The organism is Enterobacter cloacae complex sp. P17RS (assembly GCF_014895885.1).
GTDB classification, from domain to species: domain Bacteria; phylum Pseudomonadota; class Gammaproteobacteria; order Enterobacterales; family Enterobacteriaceae; genus Enterobacter; species Enterobacter bugandensis.
In genome coordinates this window covers 1-14,959 of record NZ_JADBQK010000022.1, presented here as the reverse complement: position 1 = coordinate 14,959, position 14,959 = coordinate 1, and the positions used below count along the sequence as shown (strand labels likewise).

Below are 14,959 nucleotides of genomic sequence, written 5' to 3'. Positions count from 1 at the left end.
AATGTCTTTGAACAAGATGTATCACCTTTGTTGTCATTCCCGCCAATTTAAGAGCATCCCCACAGGCATCCCGATAAAAGCCGCTACGCTTAAAAGAAAGATCAACCTCCGGGAGCAGATATGAAAGAAGTGGGTGAAGACAAAATTGGCGAAAGTAATGAGGAACATGAAATTGAAAGCGAGGAGAAAGCGCGCGGTGAGGAGATAGAGATTGATGAGGAGCGCCTCCCCTCCCGCGCGATGGCAATTCACGAACATATACGCCAGGACGGCGAAAAGGAGATGGAGCGCGATGCCATGGCCCTCTTCTGGTCAGCTATCGCGGCTGGATTGTCAATGGGCGCCTCGCTGCTTGCTAAAGGGATATTTCATGTGCAGCTGGAGGGCGTTCCCGGCGGATTTTTACTGGAGAACCTCGGCTACACCTTCGGCTTTATTATCGTCATCATGGCCCGCCAGCAGCTATTTACTGAGAACACGGTGACCGCCGTACTGCCGGTGATGCAAAACCCTACCCTCGGCAATTTTGGTTTATTGATGAGGCTCTGGAGCGTGGTTCTGCTGGGAAATATCATCGGCACGGGCATCGCGGCCTGGGCATTTGAATATATGCCGATATTTGATGAACCCACCCGGGACGCATTTGTGAAGATCGGTATGGATGTGATGAAAAACACGCCAGTCGAAATGTTTTCAAATGCCATTATCTCTGGGTGGATTATCGCCACAATGGTGTGGATGTTCCCTTCTGCCGGTAGCGCTAAAATCGTGGTGATCATACTGATGACCTGGCTAATTGCGCTGGCGGATACCACGCATATCGTGGTCGGTACCGTTGAGATACTTTACCTGGTCTTTAACGGTACGCTTCACTGGAGCGATTTTTTCTGGCCGTTCGCCATTCCGACGCTGGCGGGGAATATCTGCGGTGGAACGTTTATCTTCGCGCTGTTAAGCCATGCCCAAATCCGTAACGACATGTCGAATAAACGCAAAGCCGAGCTTAAGGCGCAGGCAGAAAAGGATAAAGCAGCAAAAAAATCAACCTGAATGGTGACTCTTTGAGCAGTCAGGCGGCAACGCGCTTAACGCAAAGTGTAAATAACGCTATACTCGTGCCGCCTCGTCCCCTTAGTTAAATGGATATAACGAGCCCCTCCTAAGGGCTAGTTGCAGGTTCGATTCCTGCAGGGGACACTTTTATCTTCCTCTGTTTTTAACCCGAATTAGTCTGTTCGCTGCAAAAACTCATTGAGCAGAAGCATCCTGCTTTATTTGAGCATAACGCGTTGCCAGTTGCTTTAGGTGAAGCTCAAGTTGGGTCTTTTCTGCTTCAGGGAGCGCACTTCCTGCAGGATACTGCGACAGGCGCCTGAGCTGCTCTTCAGCGGGTATCGCATGGTTAAATGACTGTATAGTCGAAAAAACCACGGATTTAAGCTCACTCACGGTTATATATTTTCCTTTTTGCTCATCCAGACTACTCAGCCGATCACTCAGTTGCTGAAGCGTCATCATCCCCTGATACCAGCTGTTCATTGCGTCTACAGGCAACGCCGTCGCGTTAAACTTTTTTTGCCACTGTATTATCAGCGCTTTAGCCTCTTCGGGCCGTAATGTCTGGAGCTGCTTTAACAGCTGTAGGCTGTAGGAAATATTCCAGTCAGGAGACAGTTTATCCAGCCGTGCAAGCTGCTGCTGCGTATCTGAGATAAACGTAGACGGTAACGTTCCTCGCTGCGTTAACGCGTCTTGCTGAACAGGTGTAAGCACTTCAGGTAACGGCGCCAGCGAGGCAATGGCCTGAGTCGTTAAGGGATCGGGTCTGGAGAGAAAGCCCCCTCCCCACGCTACGGCGACGCAGACCACCAGCATAGAACACATCCCGGCGACAAAGGGCTTCCATGGTCTGGCCGATCCATGCGCTGTCGTAAGCCCCTCTGCATTAGGCTGGTTTTCCGGTTGCACAACATAGACCCATTTCACTTCGTCAATCGGGTCTGCCCTCTCCTGAGGTAATTCGCGATCGGGCAGCATGAGTGCATTCAGATCTGATGCGTCATTACTGCTTTCCAGCCGTTCAGCATTCGAACGTATCATCATTCGTAACGTATCGAACTGGCTTAGGTGTTTCAGTTCAAGGCGCTGAAGGACCGCACTCAGGCGGGTAAGCAACGCTTCAACACGATAAAGCTCACTAAGATGGCTGTTGTTGAGTGGGAGCATACGCATGCGCTGCTGCAGTCGCTGGCTCAGGCCGCTAAGAATTTCCATACGAGCGTGTAGCGTCTTCGGCCAGAAAACGTCCCACTGATGGCTAATCAGGGCCTCCAGAATCGCCAGCCCTTCGTTCAGGCCAGCTAACCCCGACAGGTGAGTCCGGGCAAGGGTGTACCAGGCCGCGGTCTGCAACTCCACGCCGTTCTGTTCAAACAGAGAGAGACAGCGTCTTTCGACATACTGCCAGTTCACATCCGGGCGAGCAGGATGCGTCAGCTTGCTGAGTTCATCGCGGAGGTTAGCGTAATCTGGCAGCGTGCGCGGGTCGCCGCCGGTTTTTAGCGTTGTGTGTGTGGTCATCCTGGATGGGCCTGCATATCCGTGTGGTTAATTTTGTCAATTGATCTCTAAGGCTATTTGGCGATTAAAAATGCAATGACGCATAAAAGGAATGAATGTTATCGCTATGGCAGCAGCGCTAAAATCAGACCGAAAAACACACCTTCGTCCAATAGTTGTCCGGATCGGGATGAGGTATCTGGGGGAGTAAAGATCCAGCCATTTGCGCTCCCCACCCGCATGAACAGGCGTCCTTGAGAAATCACCTTATCCCCGGAACAGAAAGTCACCTCGACACAACCGGCGACTCCCTGTCCATACAGAAAGATCGGCATAAATTTTACCGCCCGGCAGTCATAACGCAGAACAATACCGGAAATCTCAAAAGCTCCGCCCTCTACCAGCAGATCCGGAACGGATACCGTTAGTGGCTCCACATTCAGTCCCGTATCCGTCAGCCACGCGTCCATTTCATCCTGCAGCTGAGCCATTCGCTGGCGAAACTCTGCAATATCAGCCTGACTCTTGCTGATTGCAGGAACAGGTGCAGCTTGTCGCGCCTGCAACTTCTTCAGGAACTGTAATTTTACGGACATGATGTTATCGGACCTTACAAATGGAGAGTTGTGTCGAGATACTGTTGTTGTCTGAGATGCCTTAACAGGACCCGCCCTTCGGGCATAAATTCAGTCCCGTAGCGCACCAGACCAATCCCTTTAAGTTCAGCGTCAATGGCATAGCGCAGTTCGCCGGGGATGTTCTGTTCCAGCAGAACAACGGTTATTTTTTTCAAGCGCGGTTCGTATTTGAGCAGGACGGCAGATAATGTGCCCATAAGCTCATGAGCCGTTCCCGGCATGCCCTGCAGGATTTTGGTCATATCCGGCAGGCCGTAGTCAGGCAGATGCGCCAGCGTGCCGGCGCGACAGTTGAGAACGCGCTGCATGTTATCGAGTACGGACAAAATGACCTGGTTCTGCTCGCTGACCTGATGCAGGTCGAGACCGCCGGTGAAATTGCCATAAAGTACTTCATACAGAGAAGGACGAGATGATTCACTCATCTTTCAGCGCCTGCAGAGTCAGTCGATTGTTGCCCGCTTCAATCACCCGGGCCTTCTCAGGATCAAGCTCATCGCGGCTCATTACCACACGCCAGGTGTTGTTCTCCTGGTCCGGTGACATAAACATCCCGGCCACTGCCACATACTGCGCATCCTTTTCCATTGGCATATCGACCATGACAGCACCACCCGGTTGCAGCCGTATATCTTTCTCCGCCACCAGGTCTGCCTTGACAGCCTGGCTGTCGTCTTTAAACAATGACGGGTAGTCCGTGCTGTCAAAAGTTTTGCGATCTTTAAGCTGATAAATACGCACAATCGTCGACAGAGCTACACCACCAGCATTGCTGTTCACGGCTTCACGGGCACGTATATCCAGATGCAGGATCTTCACCTGCTTATAAAAAATTGATTTAGTCACGGCGACAGTGCCGTCCGTAACACTCTGAGTAAGTCCACAGCCTACCAGCATCAGCGTAATGCCTGTAGCCAGCGTAACCAGAGGAAATTTACCAGCGGTAATCGCCATCTTCATCAGTCTCCCTGCGGTGAATATTTTCCTGTACGCGCTCGTAGCGGCCAAGATTGATGGTTATTGTTTTTGGGTGTGATGCAGTCTTAGCCGCATTCAGCGGTCGCATCACGGCGGTGCGGCCCAGTTGCACTGCACCCGCTTTGGGTTGAGTGCTCATTGTCGCGTCAGGCAGCAGGCTACGATCGACACACAGCTGCAGGCGGACTTCCAGGCGAGAGCCAAGATACACGTGCAGGAGCGCCATCAGGTCCGCGTGAAGCTCCCCGCCCGGTAACCAGCCCTGCACTTCTGCCGGGTCAGTGGTGGTCAGACGCATCAGCACCTGGCTGTTCACGTCGGTGGCATAGTTGCCCATCACCGGTCGATTTGTCAGGGTGACGGGCTGGCTGACGCTCATGGTCAGTGGCTTCTTCAGCGGCACACGGCGTTTGTCATGGTGCCAGATTTTCGCCTGCGTGTTGGGTGCCAGCAGGCGCACCAGCGAGGCCATGCCTTCTGCGGTACGCCCCGGCAGTAACATGACCGGCAGCAGTGCCAGAAAGCGCGAAGCCGGGGTCGCGATACTGTCCGTGCAGCCGTTAATCCCGAGCCCGGCCAGTCCCAGCAGGTACTGCGAGGTTTTGTCCTTGCCGCCTTCTTCGAAAGTCGCCGGGTATGAATATTTACGCCAGATACGGTAGTACTGAGCAATCAGCCGGTGGTTGAAGATATCGAGGAAGTCCGCGTTAGCTTCGTACCCTTCCCGTCGCTGAGCGATGTCATCGATATAGTGCGTCGGCAGCGGAGACTCCACGCCGTAGAGCCCCATAAAGGTGGTACGGATTGTGGGTGGAAGGTGCGGATGTTCCGGTAGCTCTGCCCCTTTGATTTCAGAGGCCGGGAACCCCATCCCCGAATGGGGACGGAAGCGTACCGGCTCATGTCGCACCTGCCAGGTGCTACCGGTGACCGGTTTATCCGGCTGGCTCTGCTCCAGCAGCTGGCAAAAACGATAAAAGTTCATGTACGGCAGCCGGTCGCCCAGTTGCGCTATCAGCCTGGCAGACGCGGACTGTGATTCTCTTTCCACCGGATACATTTTCCTTCTGGCTGAACAATGAGGGTGAGCTGGTTGAACTGGTTCATATCGGCATACAACGCAAAGAATCGGTTGAGCATTTCACCGAACAGGTGAATATCACCCTCACCGGTAAAACCATTGCTGTCGAGGGTGACTTCGATATCCAGCCCCCGCAGCAGATAGCCCTGTTCAAAACGTTGAAGGCGATGATGTTTTACATGCTGAATCGCCTCCAGACGCCGGGTGTTCATTTCATCTTCCTGCCAGTTATACAGGGCAAGCGTGCCGCGCAGCACTTCGGCAGTACTCATCATGTTCAGGAATCCGGATCCCAGGTGGCTCAGCACCCGCCAGTGAAAACGGTCTTCAGAAGGCGGATAGACTGGCAGCGTTGGTTTGCAGAGGTTACGTACTGAAAGTTGCGTACTCATCACCTGCTCACAGCGGTCAAGCAGCGTGCTCTGGAGCGCACGGCGCGGCAGCTGGCCGTTGGTGCCGGTGATTTGCAGCGACACGGCTTCACGTTCAAACAGGCGGTCCTCTTCCCACTGGTGCCCGCCAAGGATAAGCCAGGTGTCATACAGCCCGGTCACGCTGCGCTTCACGCGGGTATGGTAGTAACGGGGGGGAGCATGACGGCGCATCATCCCGCCCTTGTGCCTGAAGCTGCTAAACGGCACATACTCCGCGTCATTGGTGCGGTTTGAGCCAGTGACTGAATCCACCGAATAAATCTCGGTATGTCCGTCCTGCAGACGTTTTGGACGCAGCAGGTATTCGCTTTCAAGCCCGGTAATGGTCAGCGGGTCAGCCTCCAGCGTAAACAGGTTAATCACCGGCACGCAGTGAAGGCGAACCGCATCATCAGTGACCGGCAGGTCAGATGGCCATGGCGTAGTGAACACCACTTCAATATCAAAATACTCGGCCCCCGCTGGCGGCGTGATGCCCTCAAGGCCGTTAAGGTGGACAAACATAAACTTGTCGCGGAAGGTGAAATACTCCAACAGAAGCTGGTAGCCGCTGAACGCGGTATCGCCTTTCGGCCACAGGCAGTCTTCGTCACGAAAGCCGCCCGGTGAGAAATATCCGTCAAGCCGGATACGGTCAGTCTGACCAGGCAGGCGCATATAGAGTGCGGCCTGCCGTTTGGTCAGCATAAGGTGCAGCTGGCTGCTGACCGGTGCATCCGCCCCGAGATAGAGGCTCAGGTCACTGAGGTCCGCATGGGACCAGTCCGCCTGTGTGCTGCAGGCAAAGCGCATTCTCAGTAACGAGCGCCCGTCCGGCTCAGTGGTCATGGTCACCCGAGAGATATTCAGCGGGTTGAGCATCACATCGCGGGTTGTGCGGTAACGGCAGACCGTGTTTTTCGGCCCCACCGGGCGGGAGTACACTTCCAGCCCCGCGGGCATCACCTCTGCCATCTTAACGGTCTGAAGCGCAGGCGTGAACGCGACCACCGAGAGTGACGGAATGGTCCGAAGGTAATGTGGCCAGAGCATACTGACCAGTCCTTCAGTCAGCTCCGGCAGATCGTCGTCAATCTTTTCGCGAAGCCGCCCCATTGAGAAGGCAAATCCTTCGAACAGCCGTTCAACATACGGATCGGGAGTCCCGGCTTTATCCAGGTCGAGCATCGCTGCACGATCGGGATGGGTCTGCGCGAACTCTTTTGCGGCTTCACGCAGGTAGCGCATTTCTGCATCAAAATAGCGCAGGGTTAAATCTTCCATAAAACACCTGTTTGATTAATGTCCGAATGGTGAAGGGCCATTAATGAGCTGAAGCAGACTTAATGATATCGGGAAAAAAACAATATCAGCAGTGAGTGCTAACGGGGTAACGACAATATTGGTCGCCAGATTTACGGGATGAAAATCGGTTCCAGACTCCAGCGAATAAAACTGAACGCTGTACGTTCTCCCCAAAGATTCAGTCTTATCAAAATTATAATTAAGGCTCACTTTGGGAATAATCACTCCCGTGATATATACGTCCCTGACATACCGGACACCGTTGCTCCGGAAGCCTGCATGCTGAATAGTCTCTAACTCTTCTTTTGAAAGCATCCTGGAGGGTTCATTGACTTCGACAGGAAGAGCATCGCTGAACTGAAGCACGCTGTCGCTGCCTGATGGTTTGTTTATCAGAAACTTAAGGGTATTCTCTTCCCGACCTGATATCAGGGGAATTTGAGTTGCAAGTTTATTAAAGGACAGAAGTTCATCAGCCCCCCGGGTCAGAATGTATATATATTTTTCACCTACAAAGGCAACACCTTCAGAGGGAACGTTAACAGTAGTTTTTTTGCTTCCCTGAACAACAGAAACAGCAAGGTTTTTATACTGAAATACACCGGTTACACTGTCCTGAATCTGAATATGTCTCTCTGTTTTTGGCTCGGCGACCTTATTTCCTCCCCACAGCAGTGCTGTACAACCTGAAAGCAAGAACATCACACCTAAACAAGTAAATATTCTAAGACGTTTCATTTTTTAATTTCCCTTTATTCTGATTTCTTTCCTGAAGGTATGACTAATTATCATCCGCAAAGCACGGCGGCACGGGCAGGATCAACTGCGATCAACCCGGCAAGTAACTGGTCCATTACCGGTGTAAGGCGAGTCTTATCAGCCTCACTGCGACTGGCTTTCAGCCGCAGGAGTTTCAGATGACGGGTCTGTACCTCAAACAATAGCTCAGGCTCCCAGTTCGTAAGGGTGACTTCACCGGCCCGCTCGCCCAGCTCCGCAAACAGATGCACCGCCAGCTCATTTTTGCCGTACTGCTCCGCGATACGCCCCATCAGCAGGCGCAGCAGCCACTGCTGGCGTACGGTAGTGATGCCGGGACGGGCCTGCAACCAGCTCAGTGCCGCATCCGGGCCTTCACTGTCGGCCAGTGCCACTGCTTCCGGCTCCAGCGCCAGAATGTCATCGTTGCCTGGGGACATCTGTGCGGAAGGAGTGTCATTGCCCCACCCGCCTGTCGAATCCAGCACGCTCTGCTGGATCCAGTTCAGTGTCACGTCATCCGCAAATGGTGTGCCGTCACTGAAGGCCAGTGTTTCGAGCCCGGACAGACGGGTCAGCAGCCCTTTCAGGTCAGCCGCGATAATACCGGCCAGCGTGTCCTGACCGGATTTCGTCAGCGCCTGATGGATATACCACTGCAAATCCAGCCACAGGTGATTGGCACCACGAGAAAACGCGTTGTCCGCCGTTTCCAGCATTTCAGCCCAGTTCTGCTGTAGGTAGAGGCGTTTAAGTAACGCGCGCTGGTCTGCTCTTGGCGGTTCGATGCGGGTGCGGCCCTGCGCATCCGGGGCCGGAATTGCCCGCAGGGTATCGTGACGCAGGCTCTTCATCAGATGGTGTGCTGACAGCCAGCCGTCCGGCTGTTCACGCAGATATTCAGCGAGCACGCGGGCCTGCGCCAGCAAATCCTGACCGGAGGTGATACGTCCGATGACCGGGGCATCGTAGTGGCTGGCACTCGCAGGGGGTTCGAAGGCACTGGCGTTCTGAGGCACAACCGCATCCACACCACCCGCTTTCTGCAAGCGGCTTTCAAGAGCACCATACAGCGTATTGAGTTCCGGTCGAATTTCATCCGGCTCATTTTCCGTCAGTTGCTCTATCAGCAGCAGTGCCCCGGTGGTACGTATCGCATCGATCCTGACCACTTCGGGGTACAGGGAAAGAGAATCAGTCATTCGCGATCCCGCCAGCCATTCCAGTGCCGCCTTACGGCTGCGATCACGCTGTGGATGCAGTTGTGTACCAAAGCGCTCCAGCAGGCCGCACAGCAGTTCAAGTCCTTCAGCGAGCCCCTGCTCACCTTCGCGGTGCAGCTTTGCCCAGCAGTAGTAGGTGGCCACACGGATATCTTTGGCGGTCGTGGTCAGAAGCTTCTCTGCAAGCTGGCAAATAAGTTCGGTATCCGCACCTGAGAGTTTGTTTACCTCCTCGCGCATCTGCTGAAAGTCATCGTCATAACCCGGGTCGTCACCCTGAGGTGATGGACCGGACAGCGGCTGCAGCCAGCTATCCCAGAGCCTAACCCGCTCACGGGTGGCCGCAAGGAGTGGCTCCTGCTCAGTCTGGCAGGCGCTGAGTAAAGCATTGAGCGTGCTCATCAATATACGTTCTCTGTATCATTGCTTGCGCTTTCGGCCTGGTCTGATGCTTCCAGGCCTGTCGTGCTGAAGATGGTCTCTGGCAGGCGGAAATTACGCAGCTTCAGCAGCGCCAGCGGGCCCTCTCCCGCTTCGGTACGCAGGGTGTAATTGAGTGTACGACCGTCCTGAGCCAGCCAGCTCAGGCTGTAGCTGCTACCCACGCCCGGATAAGCACTGACGGCAGCTTTGTCGAGCAGTCGGATCCATCCCCAGGCGCCTGGAATATCCGCATACTGACGGGTGCCTGCCTGGGTGCTTATCCAGCTCAGGTTCGCACCAGGGGCCTCAGTATCCGCAGGCCAGGCGAAGCGCTTCCAGACTGGCATCTGGTTAACGTATATCAGCTTCTGGTTGTCGATAATCATGGTGGTTTGCATCACGCCATCGGCAGTACCCGGACGCAGTTCGAAGTTCATCCCGGCATTGCCTTCGGTGAAGGCGACATCCGAGATATGACTCAGGGTGTTGATGGCATTGAGAAACTCTGGGTTAAAGGCCAGCCCCTGCGAGTTGATGCTGTCCGGCACCCAGTGGTTTCCTTCTTTGTGCAACACGCCTTTGAGGCGGTTTTGCAGGAACTGCGCAATACGCCCGGAATCGACATTAAGGTATTTAGCCAGCAGCGGCAGGGATACATCACTGCTGGAATTGTTAAATGGATAGCGCCCACCGAAGGCACTGTTCCACTCAGCCACTACAGCCTGTTGCCACTGGGCATTTAGGCTAGCGGCCGCCGGAGCCAGCACCTGCTGCCAGGCCTGTTCCATCGGAATCACAAAGACCGAACGACCAAAACCGCTCCACTCCTGCCCCAGACCGGCAGCAATCAGGCTGCCGTAGTCGCGGGTTTCAGTCAGATCCACGGCCTTGCCCTGGAATACGGTCTGAGCAAGGGTCTGGGTCATGGCCTGAGGGTCGGCAGCATTAGTCACCTGCTGCAAGCGCAGCCGAACCTGCGTCACGCGGGTCAGGTACGACTGCAAGCTCAGCGACTGCGCAACGGTGTTGCTTTTATCCATCAGCGCCAGCACCGGACCAAAGGTTGCATCCAGCGGGCCGTGAACGCCGGCACTCTGGTCAATGACATCCGTATTGTCACCGCCCAGCAGATTTTTCGCTGATTTCACCAGTGAATCCGAAATCGCCTCCCCGGTCTGTCCGGTACGCCCCTGCACATTAAGGGTATTCATCAGCGCCACCAGAGGTGACTGGCGCACGTCGGCCATCAGAGTCAGCTGGTCAATGGAATCCGACAGCGTGGTGGCCTGGTTCCAGCGCAGGCTGTTGAGGAATTCCAGCCAGGCGCCGCCAAAATCGGCAAAATAACGCTCCGTCAGGCGATTTTTAAGTGCTTCCGGTGAGATTTCATCCTGCTTACTGACCGGACGTTTGCTGTCCGTCAACACCCAGTCGAGCTCGTCCCGGCGCGCCTTCACCACCTTTTCGATGGCAGGCTGGACGGCCTGCTCCCATGCCTGGCGGGTAAACATACCTGGCACGATCTCGGTGGTGCTGAACAGGCGGGCAGCATCAGTATCGCCGGTCATGTCCTCGAGACGCATATCGACATACAGATGTGCCACCTGTGAAAGCATTTTCTGGTACAGGGTCGATTCGCTATTACGCACGCCCATCAGGCGAACCAGCAGGGAACGCGCCTGGCTGACCATGTTTTCATCAGCTCGCAGTTTCCACTCAGGATGTGTGACCAGTTGTGCACCATAAAACGACAGCAGCGACGGAGCCACGCCTAGCCAGATACCGTCTTTCACGCCGTCACGCTTCGGCCAGTCCTGAAGCAGCACCGTGCTAAACCAGGCACCATCCATATGCTCAGGACGCGCCAGCATCAGGTAAAGTTTCAGTTGGTCATAGGTCGCTTTTGCCCTCTGCTCGCGCAGCGGGCTATCCGGAGGCAGCGCGTTAAAGGCACTGACCTGCTTCTGCAGATGGTCTGCAGCCGCATCGCGCAACAGCGGCAACGCGCTGTCCTGATAGTGTGGCCAGAGTGCCGCCAGCAGCGCATTGTTCTGGCTCAGCCCGGCCTTTTCGTACCACGGCACACCATGCTCAGAACGGTACTGCAGACGGGCCAGCGTTTTCTGAAGTTCAGACAGCGCTTGCAGACGCTGCTCCAGGGGCTGATTCTGTCGAGCGGCAAGTTCGGCCTGAGCATTCGCACCGTCAATCTGGCTGCGGTTGGTGACATACGCGATGCTCATCCACATAGCCCAGCTCACCATCGTGAGCGCAGCTGCAGATGCCATTACCTTGCGCCATGGAATACCGGGCTTGCGAGGACGCAGCCCGGCAGGAAGCGTCCGGACTGATTCAGGCAGAACATCCCAGCGCTTATCCATGCCCCAGTGGTGCGGCACGGCGCGTTCTGCACCGGCTGAAGGCTGACTGAACACCACACCGGCCAGCGGCAGCGGGCGGTACGGATTGAGCATCACCGACAGCGGTGCGGTCATGCTTTCCGGCTCACGAATGAGTTGGTCGGCAAGGGACAGTAGGAAGTTATGTTTCACTTCACTACAGGTCTGCTGCAGACCCTGTGAAGTCAAATCTGCCGTCAGGGTGGAGAGTTGTTCTGCCAGCCCCTCGGCACGACAGCCTGCAGGTAACAAACAACCAGTCGCCTGGGTAATGCGACCTTCTGGTTTACCGCCGCGCGTGTGTAGGGACCAGACATACAGGGGGAGTTTCCAGCCAAGCGCTTCCATACGTGCGCAGATGGCATGAGACAGAGAATCCATGGTGCTTTCAGACGGTACCGGCAGCGGCTGCTCCAGCCCTGGCGCTGAAAGCTGGTCAAAGGCTGAGGTGACCCACACCAGACCATCTACCGGACGGCGGCGCAGTTTGCGCAGTGCGGTCAGCCAGACGCTGTCGGCTGGGGTGTTGAGGTCACCGCCCCACAGCAGCAACGTGCCGCGATCTTCCTGCCAGAGTTCACGGGGGAGCTTGGGGGTGAGATGTTCGACATCGGCAGCGTTGCCAGTTACAAGCAAGATACGAATTTTGCTATGCCAGAAATGACCGTAAGTATGGCGCAGAGCTTGTTGTACTTCGGTTATTATTTTTTTACTTATGTCTACTTGTTTCAAATGAGCACTATTATTGTTTGACTGAGTACTCTGTTTATCATTTAACTTACGGAAAAAACGCAATCTTGACCCAAACGCAACAAGTGAGTAGCGACTGACTAGCAACAAAGAGAGGAAAACAGGAACTGCGAGAATGGTACAGAGTACGCGAAATTTTTCTGCTGGTTCCATCCATCCCAGGGATGATCCCCACAGGTAATAAATTAGAAGCAAAATAATAGCAATGATTATAACAAAAAAAACGCCAGAAAATTTAATAAAGATTTTTTTCATATTATAATAAACCTCTAAACACTGGCAGCCGAGTTAAATAAATGGGAATTCAAAATATCATTATTTTTACTTATCAATAAATACTGCCCTGGGGGGAGATGCTCATTTACATAACTCAATTGCAAAAACTCGGTAAGAGGCGGGCACTTACATAAATAGTTGTCTGAATCAACGTACATATACGACGAAAGTGCACTTTCCGACATTACATCTGTTGTTTTTAACACCATTTTTTTTAACTCTTCTTCATTCAACCCAGAATATATAACACCAGATAGCCCTCGCCCTTCATTAACCCTTCCCCAGAGGAGGGATTTATCTATTCCTGCCCAATCACATTCAGGACGAAAAAAAGCCCCTAAAGATGAGTGGTCACCAGTCTCACCATCATTTCTCAATCTTCCAAACAAAAAAACCACAGATTCAGATTTATTGTCGATTTCATCGTCAAGTAATTCTGCGCCATGAAAATTGGCAGCAATAAGAACTATATATTCATCAGAAGATCTATCCAACCAGTTATCAATGGATTCTGATAAGTTTTTACTAAACTCAATATTCGCCCCCAGATATATACTATCAAGCCGTTCCTGCCAAATCTTTTTTATGAGAGGTTTTAAATTATCATTAAGAACACACACCACTTTTACCCTGGCATACTTAGGCAAAAGACTTAAATGCATATGGATATCGTTAATAATACCCCCGATTATTTTACTAAATAAAATAGCATTTCTCTCCTGCATTTGATAAATGCTAATTAATTCAGGTATTGGAGAATTAAAAGTAAGATATCTGGACATATGCGTTAACTTTGGTGCATAGCGCACAGGCAATAACTTCCCCTCTATGCTATTAGTCACATTACCATTTAAATCGGGCAATCTGACCTGCAACTCAATGACATCAAGATAGGCCCTTCCTTTTTGAAGCAACTCCTGATAATAATCCTGGCGAGTTCTATTCCAGTTAATTGCTTCGATATTCTTATTATTCCATAATATAATTCTGAAGAAAAACACAGCCCCGCAGAAGAGTAATGGTACCAGCAATAACTCAGACCAAAAAGCATAACTATTTTTTGATAAAAACTCAGGAAAATAGATCAAAAAAACACATACATATACAGCAAGTATGCAAACGCAAATTCCAATTTCAACCCATAATGATAATGCTGTTTTGGATATTTTTTCCTCCGAAGGAATATCAAAAATATTTACTGGCATAAATTCACTCCTTTAAAACACGCGAACCGGCGGAAATAAGAATAGCGCCACATGAACAGCGATGCCCTTCTAACGCAACAGCTAACCCGTTATCGCAATGTTTTTCATCTCCCTCATTTATACTATTTATACCGTGTGTTGGACATGAAACCAAATCAGACTTGCGTGCCACAGATTTACCATCAATGGTTATCTGAGATGAGCCCGTTAAGACAGATCCACCATGAGATGTTTTATCACCTACACAAATAATTTTTCTCATATTCTGATTTATCCAATTTAATATATCAATTGGCAACAGTAACATCAGGAAGTCTTTTTAAAATTACAGGGTTATAACTATCTGGGTCATCAACCATTACTGGCTTTCCATTCATCAAAATGGTTCTCCCATTATCATCTGTTTTTGGTACCTTGGGTACAACGTTGCCTGTGTCAGGATCAACAATAACGATCTGATCCTTTCCTGTTATCTTAAATGCCCCCTGCGCCGAATCAAACCTATAGTATCCATTTTTTGATACCAAAGATTCACTCATATATTTAAGACCTTCAGGGATTGAATAAGGAATTGAATCCAGTTTAACTAATGTATTAAATCTTTTATCGAAAAGTAAAATATCATAATGCCCATCATGTTTGATTGAGTTTCTCTGAAGAGAGTCATATGTGCAACCTGAATAAAAATATGTATAGAATTTTTCGTCTTTCATTATCTTATCATTCTTATTAAGACATATATCTGGATACTCATCCATTCCTGATGACATTAAGAACTGCGATATTTTTCTATTTTCTTTTATTCGAACGACTTGCTGGGCTTGATAACTTTCATCTGATATATTTAAATATACTCCTTTAGGTACTTTTATCTTTTTACCTTCAAAAAATCCTATCCATAAATTTTGATCTTTATTTACTAGCCAGTACTCATTGGTATAGAGTCGTTT

13 protein-coding genes and 1 tRNA gene are annotated in these 14,959 nt (G+C 51.7%); 2 read left to right on the top strand and 12 right to left on the bottom strand.

What is annotated here, in order from left to right; genetic code table 11:
* Positions 1-120 precede the first annotated feature (120 nt).
* Both IM265_RS16195 and IM265_RS16190 read left to right on the top strand, forming a co-directional pair.
* Complete coding sequence (locus IM265_RS16195) at positions 121-1,050, top strand: formate/nitrite transporter family protein (protein WP_193030411.1); 930 nt, start codon at positions 121-123, stop codon at positions 1,048-1,050.
* Positions 1,051-1,125: 75 nt separating this feature from the next.
* Positions 1,126-1,197, top strand: a tRNA-Arg gene (locus IM265_RS16190).
* Between the two features lie 51 nt (positions 1,198-1,248).
* Here IM265_RS16190 and IM265_RS16185 read toward each other — a convergent pair.
* The 12 genes from IM265_RS16185 to IM265_RS16130 form a co-directional block, all read right to left on the bottom strand.
* Positions 1,249-2,580 carry a VasL domain-containing protein gene (locus IM265_RS16185; protein WP_193030409.1) on the bottom strand — a complete coding sequence of 444 codons (1,332 nt, stop codon included), beginning with the start codon at positions 2,578-2,580 and terminating at the stop codon, positions 1,249-1,251.
* 104 nt (positions 2,581-2,684) lie between these two features.
* On the bottom strand, positions 2,685-3,155 hold the full coding sequence (locus IM265_RS16180; RefSeq protein WP_193030407.1) for a hypothetical protein: 471 nt from the start codon (positions 3,153-3,155) through the stop codon (positions 2,685-2,687).
* Positions 3,156-3,169: 14 nt separating this feature from the next.
* Complete coding sequence (gene tssE, locus IM265_RS16175; RefSeq protein WP_045259669.1) at positions 3,170-3,622, bottom strand: type VI secretion system baseplate subunit TssE; 453 nt, start codon at positions 3,620-3,622, stop codon at positions 3,170-3,172.
* Positions 3,615-4,151: a type VI secretion system lipoprotein TssJ gene (gene tssJ / locus IM265_RS16170; RefSeq protein WP_193030536.1), complete on the bottom strand. Its 537-nt coding sequence runs from the start codon at positions 4,149-4,151 to the stop codon at positions 3,615-3,617. The genes tssE and tssJ overlap by 8 nt, the downstream gene beginning before the upstream one ends.
* Positions 4,132-5,235, bottom strand: coding sequence for a type VI secretion system baseplate subunit TssG (gene tssG, locus IM265_RS16165; protein WP_193030405.1), 1,104 nt, complete (start codon positions 5,233-5,235; stop codon positions 4,132-4,134). Before tssG ends, tssJ begins: the two co-directional genes overlap by 20 nt.
* The gene (tssF, locus tag IM265_RS16160; RefSeq protein WP_193030403.1) at positions 5,190-6,953 is read right to left on the bottom strand and encodes a type VI secretion system baseplate subunit TssF; all 1,764 of its coding nucleotides are present in this window, start codon (positions 6,951-6,953) and stop codon (positions 5,190-5,192) included. The genes tssG and tssF overlap by 46 nt, the downstream gene beginning before the upstream one ends.
* A gap of 15 nt (positions 6,954-6,968) precedes the next feature.
* Complete coding sequence (locus IM265_RS16155; protein WP_193030401.1) at positions 6,969-7,712, bottom strand: hypothetical protein; 744 nt, start codon at positions 7,710-7,712, stop codon at positions 6,969-6,971.
* Positions 7,713-7,762: 50 nt separating this feature from the next.
* A complete protein-coding gene (gene tssA / locus IM265_RS16150) occupies positions 7,763-9,358 on the bottom strand; it encodes a type VI secretion system protein TssA (protein WP_193030399.1) in 1,596 nt (531 codons plus the stop codon).
* The gene (locus IM265_RS16145) at positions 9,358-12,783 is read right to left on the bottom strand and encodes an ImcF-related family protein (RefSeq protein WP_193030397.1); all 3,426 of its coding nucleotides are present in this window, start codon (positions 12,781-12,783) and stop codon (positions 9,358-9,360) included. Before IM265_RS16145 ends, tssA begins: the two co-directional genes overlap by 1 nt.
* Positions 12,784-12,797: 14 nt before the next feature.
* Positions 12,798-14,009, bottom strand: coding sequence for a hypothetical protein (locus IM265_RS16140; protein ID WP_193030395.1), 1,212 nt, complete (start codon positions 14,007-14,009; stop codon positions 12,798-12,800).
* A 4-nt stretch (positions 14,010-14,013) separates the two neighbouring features.
* On the bottom strand, positions 14,014-14,271 hold the full coding sequence (locus IM265_RS16135) for a PAAR domain-containing protein (RefSeq protein WP_072049668.1): 258 nt from the start codon (positions 14,269-14,271) through the stop codon (positions 14,014-14,016).
* 25 nt (positions 14,272-14,296) lie between these two features.
* Positions 14,297-14,959 (bottom strand): hypothetical protein (locus IM265_RS16130; protein WP_193056012.1); only part of this gene is annotated, 663 nt, incomplete at its 5' end.